The sequence below is a fragment of the Streptomyces sp. NPDC017993 genome (assembly GCF_044328065.1).
GTDB lineage: Bacteria > Actinomycetota > Actinomycetes > Streptomycetales > Streptomycetaceae > Streptomyces.
Genome location: NZ_JBIRGO010000020.1, coordinates 99014 through 118512, shown reverse-complemented (window position 1 = coordinate 118512; position 19499 = coordinate 99014). Strand labels below are relative to the sequence as shown.

Below are 19499 nucleotides of genomic sequence, written 5' to 3'. Positions count from 1 at the left end.
GCGACGCGCCCGGGGAGCTTTGAGCGGCCCTCCCGAATGTGCGCGTCCCGGCAGATCGCGGTGCAACCCGAGAACGCCCGGACGGATCCCGTGGGGGGAATCCGAACCCGGGACACGGGAAGCGCCCCGCACTCCGGACCCGTGGGGGGATCGGGAGGCGGGGCGCTTTCTTTTGCCCGGGTGACGCCCGGGTGACGCCCGGACGGGCTCCGGCCCCCGCCCCGGTCAGGGGTGGGGGCCGGAGCCCGTTGCCGATGGCGCGCGGCGGCTGCCGTCAGCGCTGCTCGACGGGGACGAAGTCACGCTCGACGACACCGGTGTAGATCTGGCGCGGGCGGCCGATGCGGGAGCCGGGCTCCTTGATCATCTCGTGCCACTGGGCGATCCAGCCGGGCAGCCGGCCGAGCGCGAAGAGCACGGTGAACATCTCGGTCGGGAAGCCCATGGCCCGGTAGATCAGGCCGGTGTAGAAGTCGACGTTGGGGTAGAGCTTGCGCTCGACGAAGTAGTCGTCGGAGAGCGCGTGCTCCTCCAGCTTCAGGGCGATGTCCAGCAGCTCGTCGGACTTGCCGAGAGCCGACAGGACGTCGTGCGCCGCCGCCTTGATGATCTTCGCCCGGGGGTCGAAGTTCTTGTAGACGCGGTGCCCGAAGCCCATGAGCTTCACGCCGTCTTCCTTGTTCTTCACCTTGCGGATGAAGGTGTCGACGTCGCCGCCGTCGCGCCGGATGCCTTCCAGCATCTCCAGCACCGACTGGTTGGCGCCGCCGTGCAGGGGGCCCCACAGCGCGTTGATGCCGGCCGAGATCGAGGCGAAGAGGTTCGCCTGCGAGGAGCCGACCAGGCGCACGGTGGAGGTCGAGCAGTTCTGCTCGTGGTCCGCGTGCAGGATCAGCAGCTTGTCGAGGGCGTTGACGACGACGGGGTCGAGGTCGTAGTCCGCGGCGGGCACCGAGAAGGTCATACGCAGGAAGTTCTCGACGTACCCGAGGTCGTTGCTCGGGTAGACGACCGGGTGGCCGACGGACTTCTTGTACGCGTAGGCCGCGATCGTCGGAAGCTTGGCCAGCAGTCGGATGCTGGAGATGTAGCGCTGCTCTTCGTCGAACGGGTTGTGGCTGTCCTGGTAGAAGGTGGACAGCGCGCTGACGACCGACGACAGCATGGCCATCGGGTGCGCGTCCCGCGGGAAGCCGTCGTAGAAGCGCTTGACGTCCTCGTGGAGCAGCGTGTGGTACGTGATGTCCTGCTTGAACGAGGACAGCTCATCGACGGTGGGCAGCTCACCGTTGATCAGCAGATACGCGGTCTCGATGAACGTGCTGCGCTCTGCGAGCTGCTCGATCGGGTACCCGCGATAGCGGAGAATGCCCGCCTCACCATCGAGATAGGTGACAGCGGATTTATACGCAGCGGTGTTGCCGTAACCGGAATCCAGGGTCACCAGACCGGTCTGTGCGCGCAGCTTCGAGATGTCGAAGCCCTTGTCGCCGACGCTGCTGTCGACGACCGGGTAGGTGTATTCGCCGTCCCCGTAACGCAGTACTACAGAGTTGTCGCTCACGTCATCCCTCACCGACGTTGTGCCTCTACTTCGAGGTGCCCTGACTGCCTATACCTTCCCCCATTTGGACCTTGGATGTGCACTCGGGGTCGGCCATAGGGCCTCATCGCGGCACTCAGTGCCGCCTGAGTGCCCATCCTGCTCCCCTTCGCCCCGATTGGGAAAGAGGTGGCACATCACAACACTCCGCCGAGTCGGTGATCGAGCGCCGTACAGCGCCGACCGGCGGATACGGTGCGCACGGCCTGCCCCAGAGCCTTTCGGGAGCCGACGAGCACCACCAGTCTCTTTGCCCGGGTCACGGCGGTATACAGCAAATTGCGCTGCAACATCATCCAGGCACCGGTGGTGACCGGAATCACCACCGCCGGATACTCACTACCCTGCGAGCGGTGAATCGTCACGGCATAGGCGTGGGCGAGTTCGTCCAGTTCGTCGAAGTCGTAGGGAACCTCTTCGTCCTCGTCGGTGAGCACGGTCAGCCGCTGCTCGTCGGCGTCCAGGGCGGTCACCACGCCGACGGTGCCGTTGAAGACGCCGTTGCGGCCTTTTTCGTAGTTGTTTCTGATCTGGGTGACCTTGTCACCCACTCGGAAGACCCGGCCCCCGAAGCGACGCTCCGGCAGATCGGGGCGGGCCGGGGTGACGGCTTGCTGGAGCAGGCCGTTCAGGGCGCCCGCGCCGGCCGGGCCGCGGTGCATGGGCGCCAGGACCTGGATGTCCCGGCGCGGGTCGAGCCCGAACTTCGCCGGGATCCGGCGGGCGGCCACATCGACCGTCAGGCGTCCCGCCTCCTCGGTGTCCTCCTCGGCGAACAGGAAGAAGTCCGCCAGCCCGGTCGTCAGCGGGGGCACGCCGGCATTGATGCGGTGGGCGTTGGTCACCACCCCGGACTGCTGGGCCTGCCGGAAGATGCGGGTCAGCCGGACGGCCGGCACGGGCCCACCCGTCACCCGACCACCACCCCCGTCGGACGCGCTGTGCGCGGCCCCTCCCCCGGCCAGCAGATCGCGCAGCACCTCGCCGGCGCCGACCGAGGGCAGCTGGTCGACGTCCCCGACCAGCAGCAGGTGGGCGCCCGGCGGGACCGCCTTGATGAGCTTGTTGGCCAACAGCAGGTCGAGCATCGACGCCTCGTCGACCACGACCAGGTCGGCGTCCAGGGGGCGGTCGGCGTCGTACGCGGCGTCCCCGCCGGGCTTGAGCTCCAGCAGGCGGTGGACGGTGGAGGCGTCCGTCCCGGTCAGCTCGGAGAGCCGCTTGGCCGCCCGGCCGGTGGGCGCCGCCAGCACCACCTTGGCCTTCTTGGCGCGCGCCAGCTCGACCACCGACCGGACGGTGAAGGACTTGCCGCAGCCCGGCCCGCCGGTGAGCACCGCCACCTTCTCCGTCAGTGCCAGCCGCACCGCCGCCTGCTGTTCCGGAGCCAGCTCGGCGCCGGTGCGCTGCGCGAGCCAGGCCAGCGCCCGGTCCCAGGCGACGTCCTGGAAGGTGGGCATCCGGTCCTGGTCGGTGCGCAGCAGCCGCAGCAGCCGGCCGGCCAGGGAGATCTCGGCGCGGTGGAAGGGCACCAGATAGACGGCGGTGAGGGGCGCGCCGCCGTCCCCGGCGGGAACCTTCTCGCGGACCACGCCCTCGGGGCCCGCGGCCAGTTCGCTCAGGCAGTCGATGACCAGGCCGGTGTCGACCTGGAGCAACTTCACGGTGTCGGCGATGAGTTGTTCCTCGGGGAGGAAGCAGTGTCCCTGGTCGGTCGACTGCGACAGGGCGTACTGGAGGCCGGCCTTGACGCGGTCGGGGCTGTCGTGCGGGATGCCGACGGAGCGGGCGATGCGGTCGGCGGTCAGGAAGCCGATGCCCCAGACGTCCGAGGCCAGGCGGTAGGGCTGGTTGCGGACGACGGAGATGGCGGCGTCGCCGTACTTCTTGTAGATGCGCACCGCGAGGGAGGTCGAGACGCCGACGCCCTGGAGAAAGACCATCACCTCCTTGATGGCTTTCTGCTCCTCCCATGCCGCGCCGATCATCTTCGTCCGCTTCGGGCCGAGACCGGGCACCTCGACCAGCCGTGCGGGCTGCTGCTCGATGACGTCGAGGGTGTCCGTGCCGAAGTGCTCCACGATGCGGTCGGCGATCCGCGGGCCGATGCCCTTGATGAGGCCGGAGCCCAGATAGCGGCGGATGCCCTGGATCGTGGCGGGCAGCACGGTGGTGTAGTTCTCGACGGTGAACTGCTTGCCGTACTGGGGGTGGGAGCCCCAGCGGCCCTCCATGCGGAGCGACTCGCCGGGCTGCGCGCCGAGCAGCGCGCCGACGACGGTGAGGAGATCGCCGGCGCCGCGGCCGGTGTCGACCCGGGCGACGGTGTAGCCGCTCTCCTCGTTGGCGTAGGTGATCCGCTCCAGGACCCCTTCCACCACGGCTGCGTTGACCATGACCCGACGGTACCGCCGGGGTCTGACACCGCGTCCCGCGTGCGCCGCGTTGCCCGCGCGCCCCCGGTCGTCATCGAGGGGCCCGTCCGATGGTCGGGCCCCTCGATTCCCCCTCCGCGTCAGCCCCCGGATCCCCCCGGATCCCTCCCCTTCACGAGACCGACGCCAGCTATGACTTCCGTGCACCGCCAACGGTTGTGCGTATTCGGTGAGTTATTTTCCGGTCACCGCAGGTACGGCTCACGGCAGGGGTCTCAGCCGACGTGCGCGCCGAATCGCGCGACGATCTCGGCCACGACCTGGGCCCCGTCCCGCTCCCACAGCGCCGGGTTGAAGATCTCGACCTCGATGGGGCCCCGGTAGCCGGTCGCGTCGACCTGTTCGCGGAACCAGCGCAGGTCCACCGACCCGTCGCCGAGCTGGCCGCGCCCCAGCAGGACGCCTTCCGGCAGTGGCGTGATCCAGTCGGCGAGCTGGAAGGCGGCGATCCGCGAGCCGTCCCGGCCGGGCCCGCCCCCGGCGCGGGCGATCTGCTCGCCGACGGTGTCGTCCCACCAGAGGTGGTAGGTGTCCACGACCACCCCCACCTGTTCGGCGGGGAACCGCTCGGCGAGCGCGAGCGCCTGGGCGAGTGTGGAGACCACGCACCGGTCCGCCGCGTACATCGGGTGCAGCGGTTCGATGGCCAGCCGTACGCCCCGCTCCGCGGCGTACGGCGCCAGTTCGGCCAGTGCCTCCGCGATCCGCTCCCGGGCGCCGTGCAGATCGCGGCTGCCGGCCGGCAGCCCGCCGGAGACCAGCACGAGGGTGTCGGTCCCCAGGGTGGCGGCCTCGTCGACGGCGGCCCGGTTGTCGTCCAGGGCGGCGGCCCGCGCGGCCGGTTCGGGGGCGGTGAGGAACCCGCCGCGGCACAGGCTGGTGACGGTCAGTCCGGCGTCCCGGACGAGCCGGGCGGCCGCCGTGACGCCGTAGTCCTGTACCGGCGCCCGCCACAGGCCCACGCCGCGCAGTCCCGCCCGTGCGCAGCCGTCCGCAAGCTCCGGCAGCGACCATTGCTTGACGGTCTCCTGGTTGATGCTCAGGCGGTCCAGCAGCGTCCGCGCGGCCGTTGGCGGCGTCTCCTGCGTCCCCTGGTCCGTCATGCGTCCTCCAGCCCGTGGAGGGCGAGCAGGGTGCGCATCCGGGTGGCGGCGAGTTCCGGGTCGGGGAACAGGCCGAGGCCGGACGCCAGTTCGTGGGCGCGCCGCAAGTGGGGCAGCGAGCGGGCCGACTGCAGGCCGCCGACCATGGTGAAGTGCGACTGGTGGCCGGCGAGCCAGGCGAGCAGGACGACGCCGGTCTTGTAGTAGCGGGTGGGCGCCTGGAAGAGGTGCCGGGAGAGGGCGACGGTCGGGTCCAGGGCCGCCCGGAATTCGGCGGTGGCCCCGGGGTGTTCGGTGTCCAGCAGGCGGACGGCGGCGGCGGCCAGCGGCGCCAGCGGGTCGAAGACGCCCAGCAGCGCGTGGCTGAACCCCTGGTCGTCGCCCGCGATCAGCTCCGGGTAGTGGAAGTCGTCGCCGGTGTAGCAGCGCACGCCGGCCGGGAGGCGGCGGCGAAGCCCTACCTCCCGGCCGGCGTCGAGCAGCGAGACCTTGACGCCGTCGACCTTGCCGGGGTGGTCGGCGATGATGGCCAGGAAGGTGTCCGTGGCGGTGTCGAGGTCGGCGCTGCCCCAGTAGCCCTCCAGCGCCGGGTCGAACATCGGGCCGAGCCAGTGCAGGATCACCGGGCGGGTGGCCTGGCGCAGCAGATGGCCGTAGAGCTCCCGGTAGTCCGCGGGTCCGCGGGCGGCCGCGGCGAGCTGCCGGGAGGCCATCAGGATCGGTTGGCCGCCGACGTCCTCGACGAGCCCGAGCTGTTCCTCGTAGGCGCCCCGGACGTCCGCCAAAGTGGCTTTGCCTGGTGGGAGTTGGTCGGTGCCGACGCCACAGGCAAGCAGGCCGCCGACGGCCCGTGCCTCGGCGGCGGAGCGGCGGATCAGTTCGGCGGCGGCCGGCCAGTCCAGGCCCATCCCGCGCTGTGCGGTGTCCATGGCCTCGGCGACGCCCAGGCCGTGGGACCACAGGTGGCGTCGGAAGGCGAGGGTGGCGTCCCAGTCGAGGGCGGCGGGGCCGTCGGGGGTGGTGTCGGCCAGCGGGTCGGCGACGACGTGGGCGGCGGCGAAGACGGTGCGGGAGACGGGCGGCGCGCTGCCGCCCGGCAGGGGCCCGCCGGCCGGGTGCGGGCCGGCTGCGGTGCGGCCGGGCGCGGTCACAGCGTCAGCTCCGGCACGTCGAGGCGGCTGCCCTCCGCCGAGGAACGCAGGCCCAGTTCGGCCAGCTGGACGCCGCGGGCGCCCGCCGCGAGGTCCCAGCGCCAGGGCTCGTCGCGGACGACGTGCCGCAGGAACAGCTCCCACTGCGCCTTGAAGCCGTTGTCGAAGTCGTCGTTGTCGGGCACCTCCTGCCACTGCGCACGGAACGGTTCGGTCGCCGGGATGTCGGGATTCCAGACCGGTTTGGGGGTGCCTGCGCGGTGCTGGACGCGGCAGCCGCGCAAGCCCGCGACGGCGGAGCCCTCGGTGCCGTCCACCTGGAACTCGACCAGTTCGTCGCGGTGCACGCGGACGGCCCAGGAGGAGTTGATCTGCGCGACGATGCCGCCGGCCAGCTCGAAGATGCCGTAGGCGGCGTCGTCGGCGGTGGCGTCGTAGCCGGCGCCGGACTCGTCCCAGCGGCGCGGGATGTGCGTGGTGACATGTGCCTGGACGGACCTGACCGGCCCGAACAGCTCGTGCAGGACGTACTCCCAGTGCGGGAACATGTCGGCGGCGATGCCGCCGCCGTCCTCGGCGCGGTAGTTCCAGGAGGGGCGCTGCGCCTCCTGCCAGTCGCCCTCGAACACCCAGTAGCCGAACTCGCCGCGCACCGACAGGACGCGGCCGAAGAATCCGCCCTCGACGAGGCGGCGGAGCTTGCGCAGGCCGGGCAGGAAGAGCTTGTCCTGGACGACGCCGTGCTTGATGCCGGCGTCCCGGGCCAGCCGGGCCAGGTCCAGGGCGCCGGCCAGGTCGGTCGCGGTGGGCTTCTCGACGTACAGGTGCTTCCCCGCAGCAATCGCTCTCTTCACCGCCTCCTCGCGGGCCGCGGTGACCTGGGCGTCGAAGTAGATGTCGATGTCGTCGTCGGCCAGCACGGCGTCGAGGTCGGTGCTCCAGTGGTCCAGGCCGTGCCGCTCGGCGATGGCCCGCAGCTTGTGCTCCGCCCGGCCGACGAGGACCGGCTCCGGCCAGATCACCGTCCCGTCCCCCAGGTCGAGTCCGCCCTGTTCGCGCAGGGCGAGGATGGAGCGGACCAGATGCTGGCGGTATCCCATGCGTCCGGTCACGCCGTTCATGGCGATGCGTACGGTCGTGCGTGTCACGGCCGGGCCCCCTCTCGCTTTCGGCTGTCGCCGGGTCGGGTCGTGCGTCATCGACGGCCGTCACCGGTGTGCGTGAGCGGTGTGCGCCATCGGTCTAGTAAGCGCTTTCTATCGCGGCAGAAGCTAGCCTGCGCTCAGGACACGGACAAGAGGTGGGACATGAGGAGCACGGGGAGCGCGGGGAGCGCCGGGGCCCTGCGGAGCGCGCCGTGGGGGTGACACTGGCGGATGTGGCGGCGCGGGCCCGCGTCTCGGCGGCCACCGTCTCGCGCGTGCTCAGCGGCAACTACCCGGTCGCCGAGAGCACGCGCGGCCGGGTGCTGCGCGCCGTCGAGGAGCTGGAGTACGTCGTCAACGGCCCGGCCAGCGCGCTTGCCGCGGCCAGTTCGGACCTGATCGGCATCCTGGTCAACGACATCGCCGACCCGTTTTTCGGAATCATTGCCGGCGCCGTCCAGACGGAGCTGAGCGGCGCGGCCGGGCCCGGCGGCGAGAAGCTGGCCGTGGTGTGCAGCACCGGCGGCTCCCCCGAGCGCGAACTGAACTACCTCACGCTGCTCCAGCGGCAGCGGGCGGCCGCCGTGGTCCTGACGGGCAGCGCGTCGGAGGACGCCGCGCACGCCGGGGCGCTGGAGGCCAAGCTGGCGCGGCTGTCCGGCGCCGGCACCCGGGTCGTGCTGTGCGGGCGGCCGGCCGCCGGTGCCGCGTCCCCGGACGCCGCCGCCCCCTTCACCACCCTGGCGTTCGACAACCGGGGCGGCGCAGAGCAGCTGACCGCGTACCTCGCCGGGCTCGGGCATGTCCGTATCGGCTGCGTCGCCGGGCCGGCCGGCCGCACCACCACCGGCGAACGGCTGGCCGGTCACCGCGCCGCGCTCGCCGCGCACGGCATCGAGGACGACCCGCGGCGCACCGTACAGGGCGCCTACGACCGCGCGTCGGGCTACGACGCGGCCGTCGAGCTGCTGCGCCGCGACGGGGCGCTGACGGCGATCGTGGCGGCCAACGACACCGCCGCCCTGGGCGTCTGCGCGGCGCTGCGGGACCGGGGGCTGCGGATCCCGCAGGACGTGTCCGTCGCCGGCTTCGACGATCTGCCGTTCAGCGTGGACGCGGCACCCGCCCTGACCACCGTCCGGCTGCCGCTGCAGGAGGCCGGGGCGCGGGCGGGCCGGCTGGCGACGGGACGCGAGGAGCCGCCGCCGGGCGGACTCGCGACCCTGCGCGCGGAATTGCTGGTACGCCGGTCGACCGCGGTCCCGCACGCCTGACCGGGCCGGAAGCGCGCACCCGGCTGCGGAGCGGGATGCGCGCGGGCGGCGTGCGCCGGATCGGCGGAGCCGGGCGCCACGCGCGGGCCGGTGGGCCTCTCGTCCGGCGCGCCGCGGACGGGGAGCGTCCACCGGCGCGCCGGACCGGAGCGGTCGCCGGGGCGGCGCACCATGGACCCGGCCGTGCCCGTGTACCGGCCCCGTCCCGGGACGGGCATGGACAGCGGGATCGCGGGCACGAACGACGGCACGGCGAGCTACGGCACAGGAGGCGGCATGGCAAGGGGCAGGGACGACACCAGGAGCGCGGTGCGGTTTGCGTTCTCGACCCTGGGGGTGCCCGGCATGCCGCTGCCGGACGTGCTGCGGCTGGCGAACGACGCCGGGTACCAGGGGGTGGAGCTGCGCGCGCATCCCGAGGAGCCGGTGCACCCGCTCCTCGGCATGCGCGAACGGGCCGCCGTGCGCGAGCGGTTCGCGGACGCGGGCGTGCAGGTCCTGGCGCTCGCCGGGTACGAGGAGGTCGCGGCCGCCCACGGCGAGGCGGGCGAGGAGAAGCTGGCGAACGAGCTGACCGAACTGGTGCTGCTCGCCTCCGATCTCGGGGCGCCGTTCGTGCGGGTCTTCCCCGGTGCCGGTGACCGCCCGGCCGCCGAGGCGGAGGCCGACGCGGCGCGGCGCCTCGGTGCGGTGGCGCCGCTCGCCGCCGACCGGGGCGTCCGGGTCCTGCTGGAGACCCATGACTCGCACCGCACGGGTGCGGACGCCGCGCGCATCCTCGGCCCGGTGGGGCACGGCAGCATCGGCGCCCTGTGGGATGTGCTGCACAGCTGGCTCGGCGGCGAGGATCCCGCCGACACGCACGCCGCGCTCGCCCCGCATCTGGGCTATGTCCAGGTCAAGGACGTCGCGTCGGCGGAGGACACCACGCCGCTGCCGCTCGGCGCAGGCCGATTGCCGCTGGCGGCGGTGCTGGCCTCACTGGGCGAGGGGCCGGCGGGCGCGGACGGCCAGGAGACGGGCAGCTGGCTCTGCTGGGAGTACGAGAAGCGCTGGTACCCCGAGGCGCAGGACCTCGCTCCGCTGCTGGCCCCCGGGCGCGCCCATCTCCAGCGCCTGCTGGACGCGCGGCCCGTCTCCTGAAGGAACGCGGCGCGGACGGGAGGGGCCCAAAGATGTCCGACTACCCCTCACACAGCCCTGCCCGCCCCGCAATACCTGAGCGCCACCACGTCCCCAGTCATTGACCGGCAATAGTTTTCCGGCTATCCGTGTCTCCTTGGAAGTTTCCTTCATTCAGCCGAGGAAGCCCTCCGGAAGGAGCGCACATGCACTCCAGACGTACCGTCCTGACCACTGCGGCGGCCGCGGCCGCCGCCTGCGCCGCGGGCGCCGTCCCCGCACACGCTGACGAGTCCCCCGCCGGGCGCCGGCCGCCCTCCCCTCCCACCGCCGCCACCCGTGCCCGGCTGCGCCGCCTCATCTCCCGTATGACGCCGGAGGAGAAGGTCGGCCAGCTCTTCGTGATGCGGGTCTTCGGGCACTCCGCCACCGACCCCGACCCCGCCGATGCCGCGTCCAACCAGAAGGAGATCGGCGTCGCCAACGCCGCCGAGCTGATCGCCAAGTACCACGTCGGCGGCATCATCTACTTCGGCTGGGCGCACAACACCCGCGATCCGCACCAGATCGCCGATCTGTCCAACGGCATCCAGAAAGCCGCCGCCGCCCAGCGAGTCCCCCTGCCGCTGTTGATCTCCACGGACCAGGAACACGGCATCGTGGCCCGTATAGGAGCGCCCGCCACGCTCTTTCCGGGGGCGATGGCGCTCGGCGCGTCCGGGTCCCGCGAGGATGCCGGTGCGGCGGCCCGGATCGCCGGCGAGGAACTCTTCGCGATGGGCGTCCGGCAGGACTACGCCCCGGACGCGGACGTCAATGTCAACGCGGCCAACCCGGTCATCGGGGTGCGCTCCTTCGGCGCCGACCCGCAGGCCGTGGCCCGGATGGTCGCCGCCGAGGTGAAGGGGTACCAGGCCGGCGGCGTGGCAGCCTGCGCCAAGCACTTCCCCGGGCACGGCGACACCGACACCGACAGCCATGTCGGGCTGCCGTACATCCACCACACCGCGGAGGAGTGGGAGCGGCTGGACGCGCCGCCGTTCACCGCGGCGATCGCCGCCGGCATCGATTCGATCATGACGGCGCACATCGTCGTGCCCGCCTTCGACCCGAGCGAGGACCCCGCCACCCTCTCCCGGCCGATCCTCACCGGCATCCTGCGCGAACGCCTCGGCTACGACGGTGTGGTGGTGACGGATTCGCTCGGCATGGAAGGCGTACGGGTGAAATACGGCGACGCCCGGGTGCCCGTCCTCGCCCTCAAGGCGGGCGTCGACCAGCTGCTCAACCCCCCGGACCTGGCCGTCGCGCACGGCGCGGTCCTCAAGGCCCTCAAGGACGGTGAGCTGACCGAGCGTGAGCTCGACATCAAGCTGCTGCGCATCCTGCTGCTCAAGGAGAAGCGCGGGCTGTTCGCGGACCCGTACACCACCCACGCGGCGGTGGACCGGGTCGTCGGCACCCGCGGCCATCTCACCACCGCGGACCGGATCGCGGACCGCACCACCACCCTGCTGCACAACGAGGGCGGGGTGCTGCCGCTGTCGCGCCGGCGGGAGCGTTCGGTGCTGGTGGTGGGGGCCGACGCCGCCGCGCCGTCCGGCACCGGCGGCCCGCCCACGAAGGTGCTGGCGACGGCCCTGACCGAGCTGGGCTTCACGGCCACCGCCCTGCCCACCGGCATGACGCCGACGCAGGAGCTGATCGACCAGGCGGTGGCGGCGCTGGGCGAGCGGGACGCGGTGGTGGTGGCCACCTACAACGTCACCGCCTCCTCGTCCCAGCGGCAGCTGGTCTCCGCACTGCTGGCCACCGGAAAGCCGGTGGTGCAGCTTGCCGTCCGCAATCCGTACGACATCGCCCAGCTGGCCGGTGTCAAGGCGGGGCTGGCGAGCTACTCGTGGACGGATGTGGAGCTGCGGGCCGCGGCGCGGGTGATCGCCGGACGGGCGAAACCGGGGGGCAAACTGCCCGTCCCGGTGATGCGCGCCGACGCCCCGGGCACCGCCCTCTACCCGATCGGACACGGACTGACGTACTGACGTGCGTGACGCGGCGCGCTCCCCGCCTCGGCGAGGGGCGCGCCGCGTCGTCGTGCGGACTACGGCCGCAGCAACGGCATCCGCCGGACTTCCTGCTTGTCCAGCTTCTTGTCGTACGGGGCCTGCGGAGTGGCCTTGCCGTTCTCGGGGACGGGGAGACCGGCCCATTGCAGGAGTTCGGCGGTGGCCTTGGTGCGGTCGGCTTCCTTCAGCTTGGCGATGTTCGAGCCGTGGTTGCCGCCGGGCACCGTGAAGCGATAGGCGTCCCGGGCTCCCTTGCCGAGCTCGAAGTGCTCCGAACTCCACGGGTCGTACTGGCCGTTGACGAACATCATCCGGTGGGCGTGGTGGCGTACCCAGCGGTCGATGTCCGGCATGGCGCGCGCGTCGAAGCGCATCGGGATGTCCTTGGGCACGAAGGTCCGGGAGTTGTTGATCCCCGGGTACTTCAGGAGGTCCGTGAGCTGGGGGTAGCCGTAGCCGGGCTCACCGAGCTGGGTGCCCGCCTGGTAGTAGTACGGCGTGTACGGGGCCATGCCCTGGTCGGTGTAGCTGGCGAAGCCGCCGACCTCGTCCATCCAGGCCCACAGGTCGTCCGTGGAGACGGTCGGCGCGGGCACCTGGGGGCAGGCGGTCTCGGCCGGCTGGTACTGCCAGAATCCGAACACCAGGTCGGTGACCATGACTTCGTAGGCCCGGTCGGCGCTGCCGACGGTCGTGAAGGTGTTGCCTTCCTTGTCCGCCCACTTCTGGAAGCGGTCGACCATCTCCGTGCGGCGCACCAGCGCCTCGCGCTCGATGGCCGCGAGGTCGGCGCGGCACTGCGCGGTGCCGACGGTCGCGAAGAACCGGTCGTAGGCGGAGTCCTCGTCGTTGCGCACGTCGTTGGGCGCGACATAGGCGACGGTGCCGTCCATGTCGTGCGGGAAGAAGCGGCGGTAGTACGTCGCCGTCATGCCGCCCTTGCTGCCGCCGGTGGCGATCCAGTTCCGGTCGTAGATCCGGTGCAGCGCCTTGAAGATGCGGTGCTGGTCGGTGGCCGCCTGCTGGATGTCCAGCTTTTTCCAGTCGGTCGGCGTGGGGCGGGACGGGGTGAAGTAGCGGTATTCCAGGGAGACCTGGTTACCGTCGATGATCTTCGTGGGTTCGCTGCGGGACGCCGTGGTGCTGACGTTGTAGCCCGAGGTGAAGAACACCGTCGGGCGGTCCACCGACTTGTGCAGCAGGGTCAGCCGCTGCTGGAAGGTCCCCTTGGCGGGGTGGCGGTGGTCGATGGGCTGGGTGTAGTTCAGGACGAAGTAGCGGTAGCCGTCGACCGGCTTCTCTTCGACGAGACTCATCCCCGGTATCGCGAGGATCCGGTCCTTGATGTCCTTGCTCTTCGGCTCGGCGGCTGTGGCCGCCCCTGCCGACGCGCCGCCGACTCCTACCGTGCCTATGAGCACGACGAGCGACAGCAGCCATCTGATGGCCTTGCGCATGCACCCTCCCCTTGGGATGACAAAGGTCGGGCTGAACCTATCCGCGCAACGAGACCGCCACCAGCCCTTGTCGCGTGCCGGGTCGGCCCGGCAGGCGGACGGGTGACGGCGCTCCGCTGGGCGGGTGGCGGTGCGGGTGTCCCTCAGGCCGCCACGGGTTCCTCCTCGCCGGTGAAGGTGCGCCACAGTTCCGCGTAGCGTCCGCCGCGGGCGAGCAGCTCGGTGTGGGTGCCGTCCTCGGCGACCCGGCCGTGGTCCATCAGCACGACACGGTCGGCGCGGGCCGCCGTCGTCAGCCGGTGGGCCACGACCAGGGTCGTACGGCGTCCGACGAGGCGGTCGGTGGCGTGGTTGACCACGGCCTCGCTGGCGAGGTCCAGGGCGGCGGTGGCCTCGTCCAGCAGCAGCACGTCGGGGTCGACCAATTCGGCGCGGGCGAGGGCGAGCAGCTGACGCTGGCCCGCCGAGAGGTTACGGCCGCGTTCGGCGACCTCGTGGAGATAGCCGCCCTCCAGGGTGGCGATCATGGCGTGCGCGCCGACCGCCCGGGATGCGGCCTCCACCTCGGCGTCGGTGGCGTCCGGCCGGCCGTAGGCGATGGCGTCGCGGACCGTGCCGGCGAAGAGGAACGACTCCTGGGGGACGACGCCGAGGCGGTGGCGGTAGCCCGTCAGGTCCAATTCGCGCAGGTCGGTGCCGTCGATGCGGACGGCGCCCGAGGACGGGTCGTAGAACCGCGCGACCAGCTTGACGAGGGTGGACTTGCCGGCGCCGGTCTCGCCGACGAAGGCCACGGTCTGGCCCGCCGGGATCGTCAGGTCGACGCCTGCCAGGGCCTGTTCGTCGTTCTCGCCGTAGTGGAAGTGCACCTTGTCGAAGGCGATCTCGCCGCGCAGCGCGGGCACCTTGCGCGGCGCCTCGGCGGCCGGTGTGGTGGTGGGCTCGCGCAGCAGCTCCTGGATGCGGCCCAGCGATACCGAAGCCTGCTGGTAGCCGTCGAAGACCTGGGAGAGCTGCTGGACGGGGGCGAAGAACAGGTCGATGTAGAGGAGGTAGGCGACCAGCGCACCGGCGGTGAGGGTGCCCGAACCGACCCGGCCGGCACCGACGATCAGCACCAGCGCCGCCGCGACGGAGGAGAGCAGCTGGACGAAGGGGAAGTAGATCGATATGAGGAACTGGCCGCGCACCCGCGCCTGGCGGTAGGCGTCGCTGCGGGCCGCGAACCGCTGCGCGCCGCGCTCCTCGCGCCGGAATGCCTGGACGATACGCAGGCCCGCGACGCTCTCCTGGAGGTCGCCGTTGACGACGCTGATCCGCTCGCGGGCGAGTTCGTATGCCTTCACGCTCTGCTTGCGGAAGAAGTACGTGCCGATGATCAGCGGCGGGAGGGTCGCGAAGACGACCAGCGCCAGCTGGATGTCGAGGGCGAGGAGGGCGACGAGTATGCCGAAGAAGGTGAGGGCGGAGACGACCGCGGTGACCAGGCCGGTCTGCAGGAAGGTGGACAGCGCGTCCACGTCCGTCGTCATCCGGGTCATGATCTTGCCGGTCAGCTCCCGCTCGTAGTAGTCGAGGCCGAGGCGCTGCAGCTGCGCGAAGATCTTGACGCGCAGGGAGTAGAGGACCCGTTCACCGGTGCGCCCGGTCATGCGGTTGGCGCCGATCTGCGCCGCCCACTGGGCGAGGACGACGCCCAGGGCCAGCGCGGCGGCCGTCCAGACGCCGACCAGGGCGCCGAGGCGGACGCCGTCGTCGATGCCCTGCCGGATCAGGATCGGTACGAGCAGTCCGGCCAGCGCGTCCACCGCGACCAGGGCGAGGGCGACGGCGAGCGGTGCGCCGAAGCCGTGCAGCAGCCGGCGCAGGCCGTAGGAGTTCTCGGCGCGTACCGCGCGGTCCTCGTCGACGTCCGGGGCGTCGGTGGCCGGCGGCAGTGCGGCGACCTGGGCCAGCAGCTCCGGTGTGGCGGGCAGTCCGGCCATGGCGGCACCGATCCCGGGGCCGGCCGCGGCGGCCGCTCCGGGCATCGCCCCGGCCAGGCCCTCCTCGGTCTCCTGCTCGCGGCGCACCCACAGCTCGGGGGTGATGGTGCCGGGCGCCCCGGTCCCCGGGCTCCCGCGGTCCGGGTCGGTGGTCTCCGCCTCGCCGGCCGGCAGCCCGGTGGTGGCGTGGTCGTCGCTGAAGGCGCCGGCCAGTTCGCCCGCCGGGTCGTGCTCGACGCCGCTCAGCTCCTCCGGGTCGGTCAGCAGCCTGCGGTACAGCGCGCAGCGGCCTTCCAGTTCCTCCTGGGTGCCGATGTCGACCAGCCGCCCGCCGTCGAGGACGGCGACCCGGTCGGCGAGCGCCAGGGTGGAGGCGCGGTGGGCGATGAGCAGGGTCGTGCGGCCCGCCATGACCCCGCGCAGCGCCTCGTGGATCTCGTGCTCGACGCGGGCGTCGACCGCGGAGGTGGCGTCGTCGAGGACCAGCAGCCGGGGGTCGGTGAGGATGGCGCGGGCCAGCGCTACGCGCTGCCGCTGCCCGCCGGACAGGGTCAGGCCCTGCTCGCCGACCGCGGTGTCGTAGCCGTCGGGCAGTTGGGATATGAAGTCGTCGGCCTGGGCGGCGCGGGCCGCGGCGCGCACCTGCTCGTCGGTGGCGTCCGGATGGCCGTAGGCGATGTTGTCGCGGACGGAGTCGGAGAACAGGAAGCTGCTCTCGGGGACCAGGCCGATGGCGGCCCGCAGGGACTCCAGGGTCAGGTCGCGTACGTCATGGCCGCCGACGAGGACGCGGCCCGCGGAGACGTCGTAGAAGCGCGGCAACAGCAACGAGACGGTGGACTTGCCGCTGCCGGAGGTGCCGACGACGGCGACGGTCTCGCCCGCTTCCATGCGCAGCGAGAAGTCCTTCAGGACCGGCCGGACGGTGGGGGCCTCGTCCGAGGAGGCGGCCTTGGAGAACTGTGCGGCGGTGCTGTGCTCCGACGGGGGCAGCGGGGCGTAGCCGAAGGTCACGGCGTCGAAGGTGACGGTGGCGGGGGCGTCGGCGGGCAGCTCGTGCGCGCCGGGGCGCTCGTGGATCGACGGCTCGGTGTCGATCAGCTCGTAGACCCGCTCCACACCGGCCCGTGCCTGCTGTCCGACGGTCAGCATCATCGCCAGCATCCGGACGGGGCCGACCAGCTGGGCGAGGTAGGTGGAGAAGGCGACGAAGGTCCCCAGGGTCACCTGGCCCTGGGTGGCCATCCAGCCGCCGAGGCCGAGCATCGCGACCTGGCCGAGCGCGGGTACGGCCTGCAGGGCGGGGGTGTAGCGGGCGTTGAGGCGGACCGTGCGCAGGCGGCCGGCGAACAGCCGGCGGCTCACCTCGCGCAGCTTGCCGGTCTCCTGCTCCTCCTGCCCGAAGCCCTTGACCACGCGGACGCCGGAGACCGCGCCGTCGACGACACCGGCCACCGCGGCGGCCTGGCCCTGGGCGTACCAGGTGGCCGGGAACAGTCGGGCGCGGCTGCGTTTGGCGATGAACCACAGGGCGGGGGCGACGGCCAGCGCCACGACGGTGAGCAGCGGCGACAGGATCGCCATCACCACCAGGGAGATCACGAAGAGCAGGACGTTCCCGATCATCATCGGGAGCATGAACAGCAGGCCCTGGATCAGCTGGAGGTCGCTGGTGGCGCGTCCGACGACCTGGCCGGTACTCAGCTCGTCCTGCCGCCGGCCGTCGAGCGCGGCGATGGCGCCGAACATGCGGGTGCGCAGATCGTGCTGGGCGTCCAGGGCGAGGCGGCCGCCGTAGTAGCGGCGGATGTAGGTGAGGACATAGACGGCGATCGCGGCGACGACGAGGACGCCGGCCCAGGGGGCGAGGGAGCGCTCGTGCTTGATGATGACGTCGTCGATGATCAGCCTCGGGACGAGCGGGACCAGGGCCATCACTGCCATGCCGGCGAGTGAGGCGCCGAGCGCGAGCAGCACGTCCTTCTTGTACTGCCAGCAGTCGCGCGACAGCCGCCGCGCCCAGCCCTGTCGTGCCGTATCCGTCCCCGCCACCCGATGCCTCCCGCACCTCGACCGTTGCCGCTGTCACCAACGCCGAGCGGGGCAGATTTCATCCCGCTGCAACATTCACCGACCGGTTTCGGCCACACTCCGCCCCCGGAGCGGGCGTGTACGGGCGGTGTGGGCGGCACCGGGTGGGGACCCTGAGACGGCGTCGGGGAAGACCGGGGTCCACTGCGGGGGATCCCTGATGGGTGACGGGCCGCTCGGGGCCAAGCTGAGCGTCATGAGGAAGCAACGGAACGTTACCAAGTACTCGATCGGGCGCCGCGTGGCGGTGGGCCTCGCCGGCGCCGCGTCCGCCACCCTGATCGCCGGCACGACCACGGCTGCCGCCGCACCCACACCACCATCCGAGCCCGCCCCTTCCTCCCTACCTGCCCCGCCCTCTCCTCCCCCTCCTTCCTCTTCCTCCTCTCCCCCTTCTCCTTCCTCTCCTTCCTCTCCCTCCACCCCGTCCTTCGACTTCCGCGACTGTCCGGCGCTGCCGGCGGGCGTCGACCCGGCCGCATGGCGCTGCGAGGTGTTCGTCATGGACAGCCACTTCACGGCCGGCGGGCTGGACGTCCCGGCTCTCGCCCCGATGACCGCCACCAATGCCGAAGGCCCCATGCCGGACGGCAGCCGGGGCCAGGTGTTCGGCGGGCTGCGCGCCGGCGAGGCGGACGCGGCAGCGATCCCCGCGCCGTTCGACGGGCTGCGGGTGCGGCCGCAGTACGCCGGCTTCTCCGACTTCTATTCCGACGGCGTGCACCGCGGCGCGATCGACATGACGTTCCGCCTCACGCATCCGCTGCTGGGCAAGCACTGCACGCTCGGCGCGGACTCCGACCCGGTGAAATTCCGGCTGATCCAGGACGGCGCGACGGAATGGGTCTCCAAGGAGCCGCCGATCGTGAGGTTCGCGGTGCACGACACCACCTTCGCGGCGCCGCGCGCCCACAACTGCGGCCCGCTCGGCAGGCTTCTCGACAAGCGGCTCCATCTGCCGGCGGCCTCCGGGGAGAACGGAATACGGGCGACCGCCTCCTACACCTTCCGCTCCTACGACCGGTTGCCGGAGCGGCAGGCGACGGAAGGCGGTCGCCCACCGGGGTACGCCGCGGGGTGAGGCGCTCGGCCTTGCCGAGCCCGGTGCCCGGCGTAGCGTGGGCAGTGTCTCGGGGCCCTGCCCAGGGAGTGCGCCATGGTCACCACCGCACCGGCCCCGGCCGTCGACATCCCTCGTACTCCGCCCGCCCGGGCCCGTGAGGTGAACGCGGCGGAAGTCCGCGCGACGCTCGACACCCTGCGCGCGTTGGCCCCGGCCGACTGGTCGCTCGATACGGCCTGTGCGGGGTGGACCGTGCGGGACGTCACCGCACACATGGTGGGGCAGCTCGAAGAACTTCCGCGGCCCTGGCTGATGATCGGCCGGACGCTGCGTGCCCGCAGGCGTTACCCGCGGCTGACGCCCCTGCACGGACACAACCAGTGCCAGGTCGACGACCGGCGGTCCGTCCCGCCCCAGGACCTGATCGCGCTGCTGAGCCGGTTCGGACCGCAGGGGGTGCGGGCGGCGGACCGCATACCGGGCGCCGTGCGGCGGCGGATACGTCTGAGTCCGCTCTTCCCCGAGTCAAAGGAGCTGCCTGAGGACTCCATGGACTACATGGACCGGGTCCTGATGTCACGCGACCCCTGGATGCACCGGGTGGACATCGCCGACGCCACCGGCCGTGAGCTGGTTCTCGACGACCACGACAGGGAGGTCGTCGGGCAGGTGCTGCTGGATCTCGCCCTGGCCTGGCGTGGCCCGCCGACCCTGCTGGACCTCTCAGGACCGGCCGGTGGCCGCTGGAGTCTGGGCCGGGGAGCGCCTGCCGTGACGGTCCGGGCGGACGCCGTCGCGCTGATGCGGCACCTGTCCGGCCGGGCGCCGCTCGACGCAAGGGCGTATGAGGGTGCCCCGGACGCCGGTGCGACCGTCGCCGCCGCCCGCGTCGTGTTCTGAGCCGGGAGCCCGGGAGCCCGGGAGTCGGGTGGCGCCCGCTGGGACGAGGTGCTGGGAGCGCGGGACGGCGCCCCGAGCCGGCCGGCTCGGGGCGCCGCGTCAAA

12 protein-coding genes are annotated in these 19499 nt (G+C 72.1%); 5 read left to right on the top strand and 7 right to left on the bottom strand.

The annotated features are described in order from the left end of the window. Positions 1–274 precede the first annotated feature (274 nt). From ACH4FH_RS30560 to ACH4FH_RS30540, 5 genes are all read right to left on the bottom strand, one after another. The gene (locus ACH4FH_RS30560) at positions 275–1564 is read right to left on the bottom strand and encodes a citrate synthase (RefSeq protein WP_398559183.1); all 1290 of its coding nucleotides are present in this window, start codon (positions 1562–1564) and stop codon (positions 275–277) included. Between the two features lie 176 nt (positions 1565–1740). Further along, positions 1741–3999 (bottom strand): ATP-dependent RecD-like DNA helicase, encoded by a 2259-nt coding sequence (locus tag ACH4FH_RS30555; RefSeq protein WP_398559182.1) that lies wholly within the window; start codon positions 3997–3999, stop codon positions 1741–1743. A 254-nt stretch (positions 4000–4253) separates the two neighbouring features. Continuing rightward, positions 4254–5141, bottom strand: coding sequence for a sugar phosphate isomerase/epimerase family protein (locus ACH4FH_RS30550; RefSeq protein WP_398559181.1), 888 nt, complete (start codon positions 5139–5141; stop codon positions 4254–4256). After that, positions 5138–6292 carry a dihydrodipicolinate synthase family protein gene (locus tag ACH4FH_RS30545; protein WP_398559180.1) on the bottom strand — a complete coding sequence of 385 codons (1155 nt, stop codon included), beginning with the start codon at positions 6290–6292 and terminating at the stop codon, positions 5138–5140. The genes ACH4FH_RS30550 and ACH4FH_RS30545 overlap by 4 nt, the downstream gene beginning before the upstream one ends. After that, entirely contained in the window at positions 6289–7440 is a 1152-nt protein-coding gene (locus tag ACH4FH_RS30540) for a Gfo/Idh/MocA family protein (protein WP_398559179.1), read from the bottom strand. The genes ACH4FH_RS30545 and ACH4FH_RS30540 overlap by 4 nt, the downstream gene beginning before the upstream one ends. A 209-nt stretch (positions 7441–7649) precedes the next feature. Between ACH4FH_RS30540 and ACH4FH_RS30535 the strand changes: the two genes are divergently transcribed. From ACH4FH_RS30535 to ACH4FH_RS30525, 3 genes are all read left to right on the top strand, one after another. After that, entirely contained in the window at positions 7650–8711 is a 1062-nt protein-coding gene (locus ACH4FH_RS30535) for a LacI family DNA-binding transcriptional regulator (RefSeq protein ID WP_398559178.1), read from the top strand. Positions 8712–9020: 309 nt separating this feature from the next. Then, positions 9021–9854: a sugar phosphate isomerase/epimerase family protein gene (locus tag ACH4FH_RS30530; RefSeq protein ID WP_398559207.1), complete on the top strand. Its 834-nt coding sequence runs from the start codon at positions 9021–9023 to the stop codon at positions 9852–9854. A gap of 185 nt (positions 9855–10039) precedes the next feature. Beyond that, complete coding sequence (locus ACH4FH_RS30525) at positions 10040–11875, top strand: glycoside hydrolase family 3 protein (RefSeq protein ID WP_398559177.1); 1836 nt, start codon at positions 10040–10042, stop codon at positions 11873–11875. A 59-nt stretch (positions 11876–11934) separates the two neighbouring features. Here the strand turns inward: ACH4FH_RS30525 and ACH4FH_RS30520 are convergent, their stop codons facing one another. Both ACH4FH_RS30520 and ACH4FH_RS30515 read right to left on the bottom strand, forming a co-directional pair. After that, positions 11935–13356, bottom strand: a complete 1422-nt coding sequence (locus tag ACH4FH_RS30520) for a S28 family serine protease (RefSeq protein WP_398559176.1) — start codon at positions 13354–13356, stop codon at positions 11935–11937. Positions 13357–13499: 143 nt separating this feature from the next. Then, on the bottom strand, positions 13500–17393 hold the full coding sequence (locus tag ACH4FH_RS30515) for an ABC transporter ATP-binding protein (RefSeq protein ID WP_398559175.1): 3894 nt from the start codon (positions 17391–17393) through the stop codon (positions 13500–13502). A 541-nt stretch (positions 17394–17934) separates the two neighbouring features. Here ACH4FH_RS30515 and ACH4FH_RS30510 point away from each other — a divergent pair. Both ACH4FH_RS30510 and ACH4FH_RS30505 read left to right on the top strand, forming a co-directional pair. After that, positions 17935–18513: a hypothetical protein gene (locus tag ACH4FH_RS30510; protein WP_398559174.1), complete on the top strand. Its 579-nt coding sequence runs from the start codon at positions 17935–17937 to the stop codon at positions 18511–18513. A 75-nt stretch (positions 18514–18588) separates the two neighbouring features. Further along, positions 18589–19395: a maleylpyruvate isomerase family mycothiol-dependent enzyme gene (locus ACH4FH_RS30505; RefSeq protein ID WP_398559173.1), complete on the top strand. Its 807-nt coding sequence runs from the start codon at positions 18589–18591 to the stop codon at positions 19393–19395. Positions 19396–19499 lie beyond the last annotated feature (104 nt).

Bases quoted from the DNA above. Each gene is read 5' to 3' on its own strand.
- ACH4FH_RS30555 (WP_398559182.1), bottom strand. From the start codon at position 3,999: ATGGTCAACGCAGCCGTGGTGGAAGGGGTCCTGGAGCGGATCACCTAC.
- ACH4FH_RS30550 (WP_398559181.1), bottom strand. From the start codon at position 5,141: ATGACGGACCAGGGGACGCAGGAGACGCCGCCAACGGCCGCGCGGACG.
- ACH4FH_RS30525 (WP_398559177.1), top strand. From the start codon at position 10,040: ATGCACTCCAGACGTACCGTCCTGACCACTGCGGCGGCCGCGGCCGCC.
- ACH4FH_RS30520 (WP_398559176.1), bottom strand. From the start codon at position 13,356: ATGCGCAAGGCCATCAGATGGCTGCTGTCGCTCGTCGTGCTCATAGGC.
- ACH4FH_RS30510 (WP_398559174.1), top strand. From the start codon at position 17,935: ATGGACAGCCACTTCACGGCCGGCGGGCTGGACGTCCCGGCTCTCGCC.
- ACH4FH_RS30505 (WP_398559173.1), top strand. From the start codon at position 18,589: ATGGTCACCACCGCACCGGCCCCGGCCGTCGACATCCCTCGTACTCCG.